The following is a 13,680-nucleotide window of genomic DNA, read 5'->3' on the forward strand; positions in this document are numbered from 1 at the left end:
CGCCTCACCTCACCGGCAGGTGATAGGCGACCCGGTACCGGTCGGCCGGGATGACCACGTCGGCCGTCTCCACGGCCCGGCCCGACGCGTAGTACGTACGCCCGATGACGATGACGACATGCCCGGGCACACCTCCGAGCGCCAGGAGCTCCTCCGCCAGCCCCGGGCGCGCGCCGACCTCCTCGGCGACGTTGTCCACGACGACGTCGATCGCGGCCATCCGGTCGACGACCCCGCAGCCGCCCAACGGACCCTCCTCCGGCAGCATCACGGGCGTGCGGCCCGTGACGGCGAGCGGCTCCCAGGAGGTGGAGAGCATGATCGGCTCGCCCGCCTCCCGGAAGACGTAGTGCGTGCGCATCACCCGGTCACCCGGCTCGATGCCCAGCCGCTCGGCGATCTCGGGACTCGCCTCCTCCTGCTCGCTGCTGGACTCCCAGGTCCCGCGCGCCCCCTCGGCCGTCTGCTCCTGCCGGAACGGACTGGCCCCCTTGTCCGGCCGGTAGCCGGAGCGGGCGATCATGCGGGGCACAGGGCGCTCGCGCACATAGGTGCCGGAGCCGGAGCGCCCCTCGACCAGCCCTTCCGCCATCAGGACCTTCCGCGCCTCCAGGGCGACGGTGTCCGAGACCCCGTACTCCTCACGGATGCGGGCCTGCGACGGCAGGCGGGTATGAGGCGGCAGCGCGCCGTTGACGATCTTCTCCCTGAGATCGCTCGCCACGCGCAGATAGGCGGGCTGCTCACCGAAAGTCACAGGCCACTCCCAACAGGTTGACAGTCTGCGACAGCCTGACAACCGTGGGTTGTATACCGCAAGCATGGGCCAGAGTTTCACCCAATGTGATGATCTTGTGGCGATCCACGCATACCCCGGCCGTCCGCATCACTGCCCCTCACACCCCCCGCCCACGCACCCGTGCAGGGCGGCAACTCCGTTGCTCTTGACCATTTTTGGTCCAGACCAATACCGTCCCTGTGCACAGCACGGCTCTCCCCCGCCCCTTCCGCACAGGAACGAGCCCCATGCGTCGAAGAAACCTGTCCCGAATGACCATCGCCGGCGTCGCGCTGGCCCTGCTGGCAGGCGTCGCGCCCGCGGCCTCGGCCGGTACCGGCCACGACCGGAACGACGGCGGCGACCGCGGTGACCGCGGCAAGGGCCACCACCGCCCCGCGTACAAGAACATCGGCTACTTCACCCAATGGGGCGTCTACGGACGCGACTTCCAGGTCAAGGACCTGGACACCAGCGGGGCCGCGGCCCGGCTGACCCACATCAACTACGCCTTCGGCAACGTCAGCGCCGAGGGCAAGTGCTTCACGGGCAACATCCCCGGCCAGGCCGACGCCTGGGCGGACTACGCCCGTCCGCTCGACGCGGCGGATTCGGTGGACGGCGTCGCCGACACCGACACCCAGCCGCTCGCGGGCAACTTCAACCAGCTGCGCGAGCTGAAGGCCAAGCACCCCGGCCTCAAGGTCATGATCTCCCTGGGCGGCTGGAGCTGGTCCACCCACTTCTCCGACGCGGTCCGCACCGCGGCCTCCCGCAAGGCGCTCGTCGCCTCCTGCATCGACCTGTACATCAAGGGCAACCTCCCCCAGGACGGCGCACGCGGCGGCGACGGCGCGGCGGCCGGACTCTTCGACGGCATCGACGTCGACTGGGAGTGGCCCGGCTCGCCGGCCAACGAGGGCACCGTCTTCCGCCCGGAGGACAAGAAGAACTTCACGGCCCTGATCCACGAGTTCCGCACCCAGCTCGACGCCCACGCGAAGAGCGAGGCGAAGGCGGCGGAGAAGTCGGGCAGGGGGAAGGGCAAGGGACACGGCCACGGGCACCACAAGCCGAAGCCCAAGCACTACGACCTGTCGGCGTACGTCCCGGCCAACCCGAAGGCCATCGACGCGGGCTTCGACGTGAAGCGCCTCATGAAGGACTTCGACTTCGTCAACATCCAGGGCTACGACTACCACGTCTCGGGTGAGAAGAAGACGGCCCAGCAGTCGGCCCTGTACGCGCGGAACGACTTCAGTGTCGACCAGACCGTACGGGACTGGGTGCGGCGCGGGGCGCCCAAGCACAAGATCGTGATGGGCATGCCCACGTACGGCCAGGGCTGGACCGGTGTGACCGGCGGCGGCAAGGGCCTGGGCCAGCCGGCGGAGGCCCCGGCTCCGGCCACCTGGGCGGCGGGCTACGAGGACTACAAGGTCCTCAAGAAGCTGGCCGCTTCGGGGACGTACAAGATCCACCGTGATGTGAAGAACGGCCACGCGTGGCTCTTCGACGGCACGACGCTGTGGACGTACGACGACCCGCAGGTGCTGCGCGCCAAGGCCTCCTACATCCGGGACAAGGGGCTCGGCGGGGCGATGTTCTGGTCGCTGGACGGCGACACGGAGAACGCCGAGCTGGTCACGACGGTCGACCGGGCGCTCAACCGCCGCTGACGGCACCGGATCCCGTCGCCGAACGGCCGAAGGGGCCGGGACGGTCGCACGACGCGACCGTCCCGGCCCTTCTCACGCTGTCTCACACTGTGCGTGGCTCATCGCCGGGGCGGGCTCAGAACTGGAGCGCCCAGCTGTTGATCCGGCCGGTGTCGTAGCGGGCGTTGTCGCTGACCCGGAGCTTCCAGGTGCCGTTGGCGGTCTCGGAGGAGGCGTTGACCGTGTACGTGGTGACCACGTTGTCGCTGCTGCCGCCCGAGCCGTACGCCTTCAGGTTGTAGACCGAGCCGTCGGGAGCGACCAGGTCGATCTTCAGGTCACCGATGTAGGTGTGGGAGATGTTGACCGGGACCTGGAGCGCGGCCGGGGCGTTGCCGGTGATCCCGGTGACGGTGACCGGGGACTCGACGGTGGCGTTGTCGTTGATCGCGTAGCCGGTGGTGTTCTCGAACCGGTCACCGGGCGGCGGGGTGGTGCCGCCGGGGCCCACGTGCAGCAGGCGGTTCGGCGATCCGCTGCCCGGGTTGCCGACGACGCCGGTGGTGGCGGCCGCGACGAGTCCGGCGGAGACCTGGGCGGGGGTCGAGCCCGGGTTGTCGGCGAGGTAGATGGCGGCGGCGCCGGCGACGTGCGGGCTGGCCATCGACGTACCGGAGATGGTGTTCGTGGCGGTGTCGCTGGTGCTCCACGTCGAGGTGATCGACGAACCGGGCGCGAAGATGTCCACGACCGCGCCGTAGTTGGAGAAGCTGGAGCGGGCGTCGGTGTTCGTCGTCGAGCCGACCGTGATGGCGTCGGCGACCCGCGCCGGGGACTTGGTGCTGGCGTTGGTCGACTCGTTGCCCGCCGCGACGGCGTAGGTGATGCCCGAGTCGATGGACCGCTGCACGGCCGCGTCGAGGACCGCGTCCGCGCCACCGCCGAGGCTCATGTTGGCGACGGCGGGCTTGACGGCGTTGGCCGTCACCCAGTCGATACCGGCGACGACCTGCGCGGTGGTGCCGGAACCCTGGTTGTTGAGCACCCGGACGCCGACGATCTTCGCCTTCTTGGCGACGCCGTGGGCGGTGCCCGCGACGGTGCCCGCCACGTGCGTGCCGTGGCCGTGGCCGTCCTGGGCGACGTTGTCGTTGTCGATGGCGTCGTAGCCGTTGAAGGCCCGGCCGCCGAAGTCGCTGTGGCTGATCCGTACCCCGGTGTCGATGACGTAGGCGGTGACGCCCTCGCCGGCCTTGTCGGGGTAGGTGTAGCGCTGGTCCAGCGGGAGGCTCCGCTGGTCGATCCGGTCCAGCCCCCAGGAGGGCGGGTTGGTCTGGGTGGCGGAGACCGTGAAGGTGCGGTTCTGCGAGACGGACGCGACGGCCGGGTCGGCGGCGAACTTCTTCGCCTCCGCGGCGGTGGCCTCGACGGCGTAGCCGTTGAGGGCCGAGCGGTAGGTGCGTTCGATGCTCGCGCCGTACTTCTTCGCGAGGGCCTTGCCCTTGGCGGAGTCCGACTTCGCGGCCGAGTCCCTCAGCGTGACGATGTAGCTGTCGCTGATGGTGCCCGGAGCGTCCGCGTTCAGGATCACGCCTTCGGGTGCGCGCTCGGCCGCGGTCGCCGGAAGGGCGGCGGTGGCGAGGGCGACGGCGGCTGCGGTGGCTATGACGGTCGCCGCGGCGAGTCTTCGACGGGCCTGGGGGGTCTGACGCGTCACTGACATGTGAGGGGTCCTCCTCATTGGCGGTGCTCTGGTGGGGGGTGGTGCCGGAGCCGAACGGCAACTCCGGACAGGGGCATGACAAATCAGCCATCGGAACGCCCCACGTTCTGCGCCGTCCGGTGAGCCGCACGCCCTGCTGCCAGCGAAAGATTGACCGATCCATGGCAAACCCACAAGGGTGCCTTGAGGGGTTTCCCTACGCCCGCCATTCACCTGCCATCTGCCTGACATGCTGGCGGACATGACGACCTATTACTGTCCAGTGGATGGGACGCGATCCGCGATCACCGCTCTGACCTGGTGCTGTCCGGTCTGCCGGGGACCCTGGGACCTCGACTTCACCCCCGCGCGGGGCGTCGGGATGAACGCGCTTTCCCGCCGGATCAATTCATTGTGGCGTTACAAGGATTTCCTCCCGCTCGACTCCTCGACGATCTCCCTGGGCGAGGGCCGCACCCCTCTCGTCGGGCTCACGGACACCGTCTCGGCGAAGCTCGACTATCTGATGCCGACGCTCTCCTTCAAGGACCGGGGCGCGGTGATGCTCGCGGAGCTGGCCCGGCGGCTGGGCCCGGACCGGGTGGTGGCGGACAGCACGGGCAACGCGGGCACGTCGGTCGCGGCGTACTGCGCGCGGGCCGCACTGCCGTGCACGGTGTACGTCCCCGAGGGCACGTCGGCGAAGAAGACCGAGCAGATCCGAGCCCACGGCGCGCACCTGGTGGCCGTCCCGGGCGGCCGGGAGGCGACCGCGCTGGCGGCCCGCGCGGCGGCGGACGAAGCGGGGGTCTTCTACGCCTCGCACGTCTTCAACCCGTACTTCCTGCACGGGACGAAGACGTACGTGTACGAGCTCTGGGAGGACCTGGGCGGCCGGCTGCCGGACGCGCTGGCGGTCCCGGTCGGCAACGGCACGCTGCTGCTGGGCGCGGCACTGGCGGTGTCCGAACTGCACGCACTGGGCCTGATCGAGACGCGTCCCCGCCTGCTCGCCGTCCAGGCGGAGGCGGTCTCTCCGCTGGCCGCCGCCTTCCACGCGGGCGCGGACGACCTGCTCCCGGCCGCCCCGGCCACGGCCCCCGCCCCCACGCTCGCGGAGGGCATCGCGATCCCCCGCCCGCCACGCGCCCGCCAGATCCTGGCGGCGGTGCGGGCCTCGGGCGGCACGTTCCTGACGGTCCCCGAGGACGACATCCGCGAGGCCCAACGGGACCTGGCCGCACGCGGGCTCTACGTCGAGACGACGGGCGTGGCCTGCTGGGCCGCGGTACGGGAGGGGGGCGACGCGGTACGGGGCAGCGTGGTGGTACCGCTGTGCGGGGCGGGGCTGAAGACGGGGACGGCGGGGTAGGGGCTTCCCCTGGCCTTCCCCGGTGAGGCCTCCCCCGCTGAGACCCCTCCTGGCGAGGCCTCCCCGGCGAGGCCTTTCCCGGGCCCCGGTGGCCGGATCTGCTCCATCCGGCGGGCAGGCGGGCGCCCCGTGCGGGGGCGCTCCGGGGGCCGTGCGTGCCGTGGCCGCCGACCGCGCCGCAATCTCCCTACTTTCGTACCGTGAGCCTCCCCCGCGTCTCCGTCCTCGCCCTCGCACCGCTGGTCGTCGCCGCCCTGATCGCCCCGCTGCCGCCCGTCGCCGCGGCCGCCGGACCCGACCCCGTACCGTCGGACGGCCGGTCCCGGCCGTCCGACTCCCCCGGGCCCGGGCCCGGATCCGGTGGCCGTCCCCCCGCCTGCGGGAACACCTCCGACCCCGCCTGGGCGCCGTCCTCCACCCGTTTCGGGGAGGCCGACGGCTACGACCCGTACGTCGGCAACGGCTATCTCGGCCACCGGGTCCCCGCCACCGGAGCCGGATACGCGTCCACCGGGGAGAAGACCGGCTGGCCGCTCTACACCCCCCGCTACGACGGCGCGTTCGTCTCCGGGCTGTACGCGGCGGACCAGGCCGTCGCCGAGGGGCGGGAGGCGGTCGCCGCGCTGCCCAGCTGGACCGGCATCGACGTGGGCGTCGGCGAGGAGACGCTGGGCGACGCCACCCCGGCGGGCCGGATCTCGCACTACCGCCAGACGGTCTTCCTCTCCTGCGGCCTCGTGCGCACCTCGCTGCGGTGGACGACGGCGGACGGCCGCGCGACCGACCTCACCTACGAGGTCCTGGCCGACCGCTCCGACGTCCACGCCGGTGCCGTACGCCTGCGGATGACCCCGCGCTGGAGCGGCGCCGCGACCGTCACCGGCCGGCTCGACGAACGCGGCGCACGCCGGATCACGCTCCGCGAGAACGGCACGTTCCGCACGCTCGGCACGGGCGTCGAGGGGGCGATCGCGCAGGCGATGCGGCGCGGCTCGGGCGTGGTCGAGACCCTGCGCCCGGGTGCCTCCCCCCGCGCGACGCCGGTCCACGCGGGCCGGACGTACACCTTCGAGAAGTACGTCGGTGTCGACACCGCCCTCACCTCCCGTGCCCCGGCCGACGACGCCCGCGAGACGGCGCACCGGGCGGCCCGGCGCGGCTGGGACCGGGTGTTCGCGGCGAACGAGGCGGCCTGGCGCGAGGCCTGGTCCGCCGATGTGCTGGTCCCCGGCGACCGTGAACTGCAGGGCTGGCTGCGCTCCGCCCAGTACGGGCTGCTGGCGAGCACCCGGCGCGGGTCCTCGGACAGCATCGCCCCGGCCGGTCTGACCAGCGACAACTACGCGGGCCTGGTGTTCTGGGACGCCGAGACGTGGATGTTCCCGGGGCTGCTCGCCACCCGCCCGGAGCTGGCGCGTTCGGTCGTCGAGTACCGCTACCGCACCCGTGGCGCGGCCCGGGCGAACGCCGGGAAGCTGGGTTACGACGGGCTGTTCTACCCCTGGACGAGCGCGAGCCGGGGCCGGCTGGACTCCGAGTGCCACAGCGTGGACCCGCCGCACTGCCTGACCCAGAATCACCTCCAGGGCGATGTGTCGCTGGCCGTCTGGCAGTACTACCTCGCCACCGGCGACCGCGACTGGTTGGCGGCACGCGGCTGGCCGCTGCTGGCGGGCATCGCCGACTTCTGGCGGTCGCGCGCGACGGCGAACCCGGACGGCAGCTACTCCATCAACGATGTGGCGGGCCCGGACGAGTACAGCAACGGCGTCGACGACGGCGTGTTCACGAACGCGGTCGCCGCCACCGCCCTGCGCAACGCGACCCGCGCGGCCCGCATCCTCGGCCGGACGCCGCCCGCCGGCTGGAACCGGGTCGCGGACCGGCTCCGGATCCCGTACGACGCGGAGAGGAAGGTCTTCCTCCAGTACGCGGGCTACAACGGCTCCACGATCAAGCAGGCGGACACGGTCCTGCTCACGTACCCCCTGGAGTGGCCGATGGAGCCGGGCGCGGCGGCGGCCACCCTGGACTACTACGCGGCCCGCACCGACCCGGACGGCCCGGCGATGACGGACTCGGTGCACGCGATCGACGCGGCGGCGATCGGGGAGCCGGGCTGCTCGGCGTACACGTACATGCAGCGCTCGGTACGCCCCTTCATGCGCGGCCCGTACGACCTGTTCTCCGAGGCGCGCGGCGACAAGGCGGGCTCGGAAGACCCGCTGTCCGGCTTCCCGGCCGACGACTTCCTGACCGGCAAGGGCGGCTTCCTCCAGGTGTTCACGCACGGCCTGACGGGGCTCCGGCTCCGCGAGGACGGCGTGCGCCTGGACCCGACGCTGCCGCCCCAGCTGCGCGAGGGCGTCACGCTGAAGGGCCTGCGGTTCCGGGACGCGGTGTACGAGGTCGGGATCGGGCCCCGGAACACCACGGTCCGGCTGACCTCGGGCACCCCGTTCACGGTCCACACCACGGAGGGGCCGCGCCGCCTCGCCACCACGCTGACCCTGCCCACCCGTCGCCCGGACCTGACCCCGACGGCCGACGCGGCGCGCTGCCGCCCGGTGACGGCGACCTCGGAGTCCCCGGGCCTGTACGCGGAGGCGGCGGTGGACGGGAGCCCGGCGACGGCCTGGTCCCCCGACGGCGCGGCGGGTTCCCTGACGGTGGACCTGGGGCCGCGCCCGCTGCGGATCACGGCGGTGACCCCGCGCTGGAGCGACGTACCGCCCTCCTCCCACACGCTGGAAACCTCCGTCGACGGCCGGTTCTGGCGTCCCTTCCTGGCGGGTGACACGGCCAGGAAGGTCCGGGTGACGGTCCGCTCGCAGGACCCGGAGAAAACGGCGGGGGTGGCGGAGCTGCGGGTGGCGGCGGACGGGTCGTAGCAGGACGCGCCCCTGCCCCGCATCGGGTGCAGCATGGAAGAGGGGCCACAACCGAACACCGAGCATCCGGAGGTGTACGAGTCATGGGCATGTACATGGATGTCCACCGGGGCATGAAGGGGATCACGGCAGCGGAGCTGAAGGAAGCGCACGCGGCCGACACCGCGATCGAGAAGGAGGAGGGCGTCCACTTCGAACGCGCCTGGGCGGACCCGGAATCCGGCACGGTCTACTGCCTGTCCACCGCCCCCTCGGCCGACGCCGTCCAGCGGATCCACGAACGCGCGGGCCACTCCGCGGACGAGATCCACGCGGTGCCGCTGGCTGTGTGAGGGCCGCAGGCCCTGCGGAAGCCTGACGGAAGTCCTGCGGACCCCAACCCCCGCAGGGCTTCCTGCCGTTGTGCTCAGGCGCGCAGAGCTTCCGGCCGTTGTGCTCAGGCGCCGGAGGCACGCCCCCGGCCCGGCAGCCGGGTCTCGCCCGCGGCCTCCGCCTCCGCCTTCGCGTCGCTCACCGCGGCGGCGGCCTCCTTGGCGGCCTCGTCGGCGGCGGCGACGGCGTCCAGCGCGAGGGTCGAGTTCGGCTCGATCTCCGGCGCGCCGACGCCGTCCTTGTCGCCGGCGGCGACATCGGCCGCGGCGGAGTCCTCGCGCTCCGCGGACACGGACGGCCCGGCCCCGGCCGACTGGTCGCCGAACGCGGTGGTGACCGTACGGATCGCCTCGGTCAGCTCGCCCGGGATCACCCAGAAGGTGTTGTTGTCGCTCTGCGCCAGATGCGGGAGCGTCTCCAGGTACTTGTACGCCAGGACCTTCGCGTCGGCGTTGTTGCGGTGGACGGCCTGGAAGACGAGCTCCACGGCCTTCGACTCGCCGTCCGCCCTAAGGATCATGGCCTGCTGCGTGCCCTGGGCCTCCAGGATGTCCTTCTGTTTCGTGCCCTCCGCGGTGAGGATCTTGGCCTGCCGCTCACCTTCGGCGTGCAGGATGGCGGCGCGCTTGTCACGCTCGGCGCGCATCTGCTTCTCCATCGCCTCTTTGATGGTGTTCGGCGGGTCGATGGCCTTGATCTCGACGCGGTTGACCCGGATGCCCCACTTGCCGGTCGCGTCGTCGAGCACGGCGCGGAGCCGGGCGTTGATCTCCTCGCGCGAGGTGAGCGTCGCCTCCAGGTCCATGGAGCCGATGACGTTCCGCAGGGTGGTCACGGTGAGCTGGTCTATGGCCTGCAGATAGTCGGCGACCTCGTAGGCCGCGGCCCGCGGGTCGGTGATCTGGTAGTAGAGCACGGTGTCGATGTTGACCACGAGGTTGTCCTCGGTGATCACCGGTTTGGGGTCGGAGGAGTACACCTGCTCACGCACGTCGAGCTTGGTGTTGACGCGGTCCGCCACCGGCAGGACGAAGTTCAGGCCGGGCTGGAGCGTTCTGCGGTACCGGCCGAACCGCTCGATGTTGTAGCGGCGCGCCTGCGGAACGATCCGCACGGTGGCCGCCACGAGGAACACCACGACGAGCGCCGCCACGAGAATCGGTATGACCACCGGATCCATGCTTCCTCCAACCCTGCTTCGCTACGTGTTCGGCCGGTCACGCGGGCGCGCGGGCACGCCGTCACGGAAGGAGCTCGCGGGGATACACGACGGCGGTGGCGCCCTCGATCTCCATGACGTCCACCAGTGCTCCCACCGGGATCACATGGCTTTCGTCGAGGGCGCGGGCGGTCCACTCCTCACCGGAGAGCTTGATCAGGCCATGGGTCGCGGTGACCTCCTGCACGACCTCCGCGCGCTTGCCGATCAGCGCGTCGCTGCCCTCGTGGGTCAGGGGCGCCTGCGCCATGTGACGCAGCGCGACGGGGCGGACGAGGGCGAGACCGGCCGCGGCCGCCAGTCCGAGCGCCACGAGCTGACCGAGCAGACCGACGCCCACACCCGCCACGACGGCGGCGACGAGGGCCGCGCCGGCCAGCAGCCCGAAGACCAGCGTCAGCGTGAAGAACTCCGCAGCGCCGAGCGCCGCGGCGGCGAACAACCATGCGAACCACGGCATCGAATCAGCCTCCCCAAGGGGACCTACTCAGGGTGTACCCCTTCGGACCCCGGACGGAACCGCCCGGACTGCCCGAACTGCCCGAACTGCGGTCGGGCCGCGTGGGCCGGGCCCGGAGGCGGCTACGACCGCCGGCCGACCGACCGGGCGCTCACGCCCGCGTGCGACGGCGTGCTGCCCGCCGACGGGATACGGGCCGCGGCGAGGACGGCCAACGGCTGCTGACGGCGTTCACCGCCGCTTCGGCGGCGCGGCATGGGTGTCCGGTGACCTGACGGGCATCGCGGAAGACGACCCGTGGGTCAGCGCGATCGGTAGGACACATCCAGCGTGGGGATCTCGACGGACGAGTGCACGGTGACGCCGTCCACCGGCTTGACGTGGGCGGCGATCAGAGTGAGCACGGCGTCCGCGAGACGGATCTTGTTCGCGTCAGTACGGCCGTGGAGCAGGCCGATCTCGATGTGCAGCACGGCACGTCCCGCGGTCTCGGCGCCGACGACGAAGTCCTCGACTCGGCGGAAGCGGGTCTTGCACGCCTCCGGGCGAGCGTCGACGGTCGAGACGACGAGCGGGTGCAGAGCCAGCGCGAAGGCCTGCCGGTCGAAGGCCGTGTCGAGCGTGCTGGAGTAGTCGACGGTGATCTGAGGCATGGCGGGCAACTCCTCGGGCGGCAGCCGGTCAGCGCGCGCCGAAGAGGCGCTCGTTGTACGGGGAGAACGCTAACCGCTCAGCACGGTCCGCCCCTTGTGATCCGCACCATGACGTGCGCTGGGCGACAGAAAGGACGCTCGGGTCGGTGGACGCGCGTGTTCTGTACGGCTTGTCGGGAGCCCGTGGAGCGCGTGCCCCGGTGGATCGCCGGGCCTCACCTGCTCGCGCCGATGTGCTGTCCGGCCTGCCACACCGCCCACAGCCGGGGCGCGCCCAGCAGCATCCCAACACGGGATGCGCGTTCCCGGCTCAGTCGGCGGTGCCCGGCTCCACGACCCACTCGGCCTGCAGCCCGCCCACCGAAGCGATCATGTCGAAGTCGCCGTCGTAGTGCAGGACCATGGCACGATGCCGCTCGGCGGTTGCCGCGATCAGGACGTCGGCCAGCGACAGAGCCCGGTGGAAGCCGACGTTCAGGGCCAAGGCCTGGATCTCGAGCGCCCGCTGGAAGTCTTCGTCGTTGCAGGGCAGGTAGTCGAATCCACGAAGCAGGGTGCGCAGCCGCAACGCCTCGGGCTTTCCGCGCGCCGAGTACAGAACCTCGTACTCGGTCGGGGCGCACACCGCCAGGAGCCCATCGCGATCCAGCGCGTCCAGCCGAGCCCGCACCGCCGGTTTGCCCCGGCGGGCCAGCGCGGACTTGTCGACGAGGTAGCGCCCCCTCACGCCGCCGAGACCCCACCGTCACGCTTGAGGGAACCGTCCGGATTCCGCGGCCCAGTCTGCGAACGGATCTCCGCGAAGACGTCCTCGAACTCGCCGTCATCCATGGCGTCGAACAGCTCCCGGCGCAGCCGCAGCTTCACCCCCTCCTCCATGGCCGCCCGCACTGCGGCGGCCTTGGTCTTTACGCCGTACACCCGCATCGCCTGCTCGACGATCTCCTCGTCCAGGTCGATCACAGTCCTGGCCATCAGCCATCCCTTCGCAGCCCGACGACACATCAACGATATCAATTATCGCCAGCAGATGATATCGAGGGTGTCGGGGTTCACCGATCAGGGGCGGAGTGCGGCGGCGGAGATCGGCCATCAGCCGGATCGCCCGGCTCTCAGTTCGTACGCCCTACTCAGGCCCCGGACAGCAAAGAGACGCCCAACGCGATGAGTCCGGCCCACTCCATGAGCTGCTCAGACCCCGAGCTGCTGCCAGGCACCTCTGACGGCGGGTTGAAAGACTGATGGGGCCAGGGAAAATCGCCCCGGCCCCATCAGCTACTTGCACCTCTGAACCGAACTCCACCACATCGTCGACATGGCGGCGTTCAGACGTTGAAGCGGAACTCCACCACGTCCCCGTCCTGCATGACGTAGTCCTTGCCCTCCATGCGGGCCTTGCCCTTGGCGCGGGCCTCGGCGACCGAGCCGGTCTCCACCAGGTCGTCGAAGGAGACGATCTCCGCCTTGATGAAGCCCTTCTGGAAGTCGGTGTGGATGACACCGGCCGCCTCCGGGGCCGTGGCGCCCTTCTTGATGGTCCAGGCGCGGGCTTCCTTCGGGCCTGCCGTGAGGTAGGTCTGGAGGCCCAGGGTCTCGAAGCCGACGCGGCCGAGGGTGGCGAGGCCGGGCTCTTCCTGGCCCATGGACTGGAGCAGTTCGAGGGCCTCGTCGTCGTCGAGCTCGATCAGCTCGGACTCGATCTTGGCGTTCAGGAAGATCGCCTCGGCGGGGGCGACCAGGGCGCGCTGCTCGTTCTTGAAGTCCTCGTCGACCAGCTCGTCCTCGTCGACGTTGAAGACGTACAGGAACGGCTTGGTGGTGAGGAGGTGCAGCTCGTGGAGGAGCTTGCCCTTCTCGGTGCCCGCCGTGATGCCCGCGGCGAACAGGGTCTGGCCGGACTCCAGGATCTTCTGCGCCTCGTCGACCGCGGCGAGGACCGCGACCTTCTCCTTCTGGAGGCGGGACTCCTTCGTCAGGCGCGGGACGGCCTTCTCGACGGACTGGAGGTCGGCGAGGATCAGCTCGGTGTTGATCGTCTCGATGTCGTCCTTCGGCGAGACCTTGCCGTCGACGTGCACGACGTTCTCGTCCTTGAAGGCCCGGATGACCTGGCAGATCGCGTCGGACTCGCGGATGTTCGCCAGGAACTTGTTGCCCAGGCCCTCGCCCTCCGACGCGCCCCGGACGATGCCGGCGATGTCGACGAAGTCCACCGTCGCCGGGAGGAGGCGCTGCGAGCTGAAGATCTCCGCGAGCTTGTTCAGGCGTGGGTCCGGGACGCCGACCACGCCGACGTTCGGCTCGATCGTGGCGAACGGGTAGTTGGCCGCCAGCACGTCGTTCTTGGTCAGGGCGTTGAACAGGGTCGACTTGCCGACATTCGGCAGACCGACGATTCCGATCGTGAGCGACACTTTGGCGACTTCCTGGAGTGAGGCGGGGAGGGCAAGGGGTAAGGCGTCCGGTCCGGCTGTGCGTTTCGGGCCGGGTCGGCCGGGGCCCCGTTGTGGACCGATTCTCCAGTCTACGGGCCTGTCCCACGGGCCCGAACAGTGCGGCTTTCGGCCGTGTGACA

12 protein-coding genes are annotated in these 13,680 nt (G+C 71.0%); 4 read left to right on the plus strand and 8 right to left on the minus strand.

Translation table 11 applies throughout. From position 1 onward, the window contains the following. Positions 1 to 4: 4 nt before the first annotated feature. Entirely contained in the window at positions 5 to 757 is a 753-nt protein-coding gene (locus tag IE140_RS02375) for a GntR family transcriptional regulator (protein ID WP_032763448.1), read from the minus strand. 269 nt (positions 758 to 1,026) lie between these two features. On the opposite strand from IE140_RS02375, the gene IE140_RS02380 reads away from it, so the two are divergent. Then, positions 1,027 to 2,457 (plus strand): glycoside hydrolase family 18 protein, encoded by a 1,431-nt coding sequence (locus tag IE140_RS02380; RefSeq protein WP_109179960.1) that lies wholly within the window; start codon positions 1,027 to 1,029, stop codon positions 2,455 to 2,457. 115 nt (positions 2,458 to 2,572) lie between these two features. Here the strand turns inward: IE140_RS02380 and IE140_RS02385 are convergent, their stop codons facing one another. Beyond that, positions 2,573 to 4,159 (minus strand): S8 family peptidase, encoded by a 1,587-nt coding sequence (locus IE140_RS02385; protein ID WP_150193716.1) that lies wholly within the window; start codon positions 4,157 to 4,159, stop codon positions 2,573 to 2,575. Between the two features lie 229 nt (positions 4,160 to 4,388). Between IE140_RS02385 and IE140_RS02390 the strand changes: the two genes are divergently transcribed. The 3 genes from IE140_RS02390 to IE140_RS02400 all read left to right on the plus strand — a co-directional run bounded on the left by IE140_RS02390 (position 4,389) and on the right by IE140_RS02400 (position 8,733). Continuing rightward, complete coding sequence (locus tag IE140_RS02390; RefSeq protein ID WP_189460017.1) at positions 4,389 to 5,510, plus strand: threonine synthase; 1,122 nt, start codon at positions 4,389 to 4,391, stop codon at positions 5,508 to 5,510. A gap of 200 nt (positions 5,511 to 5,710) precedes the next feature. Further along, positions 5,711 to 8,401, plus strand: a complete 2,691-nt coding sequence (locus tag IE140_RS02395; RefSeq protein WP_150197431.1) for a glycosyl hydrolase family 65 domain-containing protein — start codon at positions 5,711 to 5,713, stop codon at positions 8,399 to 8,401. An 83-nt stretch (positions 8,402 to 8,484) separates the two neighbouring features. Continuing rightward, positions 8,485 to 8,733, plus strand: a complete 249-nt coding sequence (locus IE140_RS02400; RefSeq protein WP_032763454.1) for an SCO4226 family nickel-binding protein — start codon at positions 8,485 to 8,487, stop codon at positions 8,731 to 8,733. A 104-nt stretch (positions 8,734 to 8,837) separates the two neighbouring features. On the opposite strand, the gene IE140_RS02405 is transcribed toward IE140_RS02400, so the two are convergent. The 6 genes from IE140_RS02405 to ychF form a co-directional block, all read right to left on the minus strand. Continuing rightward, positions 8,838 to 9,953: an SPFH domain-containing protein gene (locus IE140_RS02405; protein WP_109179957.1), complete on the minus strand. Its 1,116-nt coding sequence runs from the start codon at positions 9,951 to 9,953 to the stop codon at positions 8,838 to 8,840. 61 nt (positions 9,954 to 10,014) lie between these two features. Then, positions 10,015 to 10,452, minus strand: coding sequence for an NfeD family protein (locus tag IE140_RS02410; RefSeq protein ID WP_109179956.1), 438 nt, complete (start codon positions 10,450 to 10,452; stop codon positions 10,015 to 10,017). Between the two features lie 302 nt (positions 10,453 to 10,754). Next, complete coding sequence (locus tag IE140_RS02415; RefSeq protein ID WP_150197430.1) at positions 10,755 to 11,105, minus strand: 5-carboxymethyl-2-hydroxymuconate Delta-isomerase; 351 nt, start codon at positions 11,103 to 11,105, stop codon at positions 10,755 to 10,757. 310 nt (positions 11,106 to 11,415) lie between these two features. After that, positions 11,416 to 11,832: a PIN domain nuclease gene (locus tag IE140_RS02420; RefSeq protein ID WP_150197429.1), complete on the minus strand. Its 417-nt coding sequence runs from the start codon at positions 11,830 to 11,832 to the stop codon at positions 11,416 to 11,418. After that, entirely contained in the window at positions 11,829 to 12,080 is a 252-nt protein-coding gene (locus IE140_RS02425; RefSeq protein WP_097982624.1) for a type II toxin-antitoxin system VapB family antitoxin, read from the minus strand. Before IE140_RS02425 ends, IE140_RS02420 begins: the two co-directional genes overlap by 4 nt. Before the next feature lie 350 nt (positions 12,081 to 12,430). Continuing rightward, positions 12,431 to 13,519 (minus strand): redox-regulated ATPase YchF, encoded by a 1,089-nt coding sequence (gene ychF, locus IE140_RS02430; RefSeq protein ID WP_150197428.1) that lies wholly within the window; start codon positions 13,517 to 13,519, stop codon positions 12,431 to 12,433. Positions 13,520 to 13,680 lie beyond the last annotated feature (161 nt).

It is taken from the genome of Streptomyces parvus, from assembly GCF_014648875.1.
GTDB lineage: Bacteria > Actinomycetota > Actinomycetes > Streptomycetales > Streptomycetaceae > Streptomyces > Streptomyces parvus.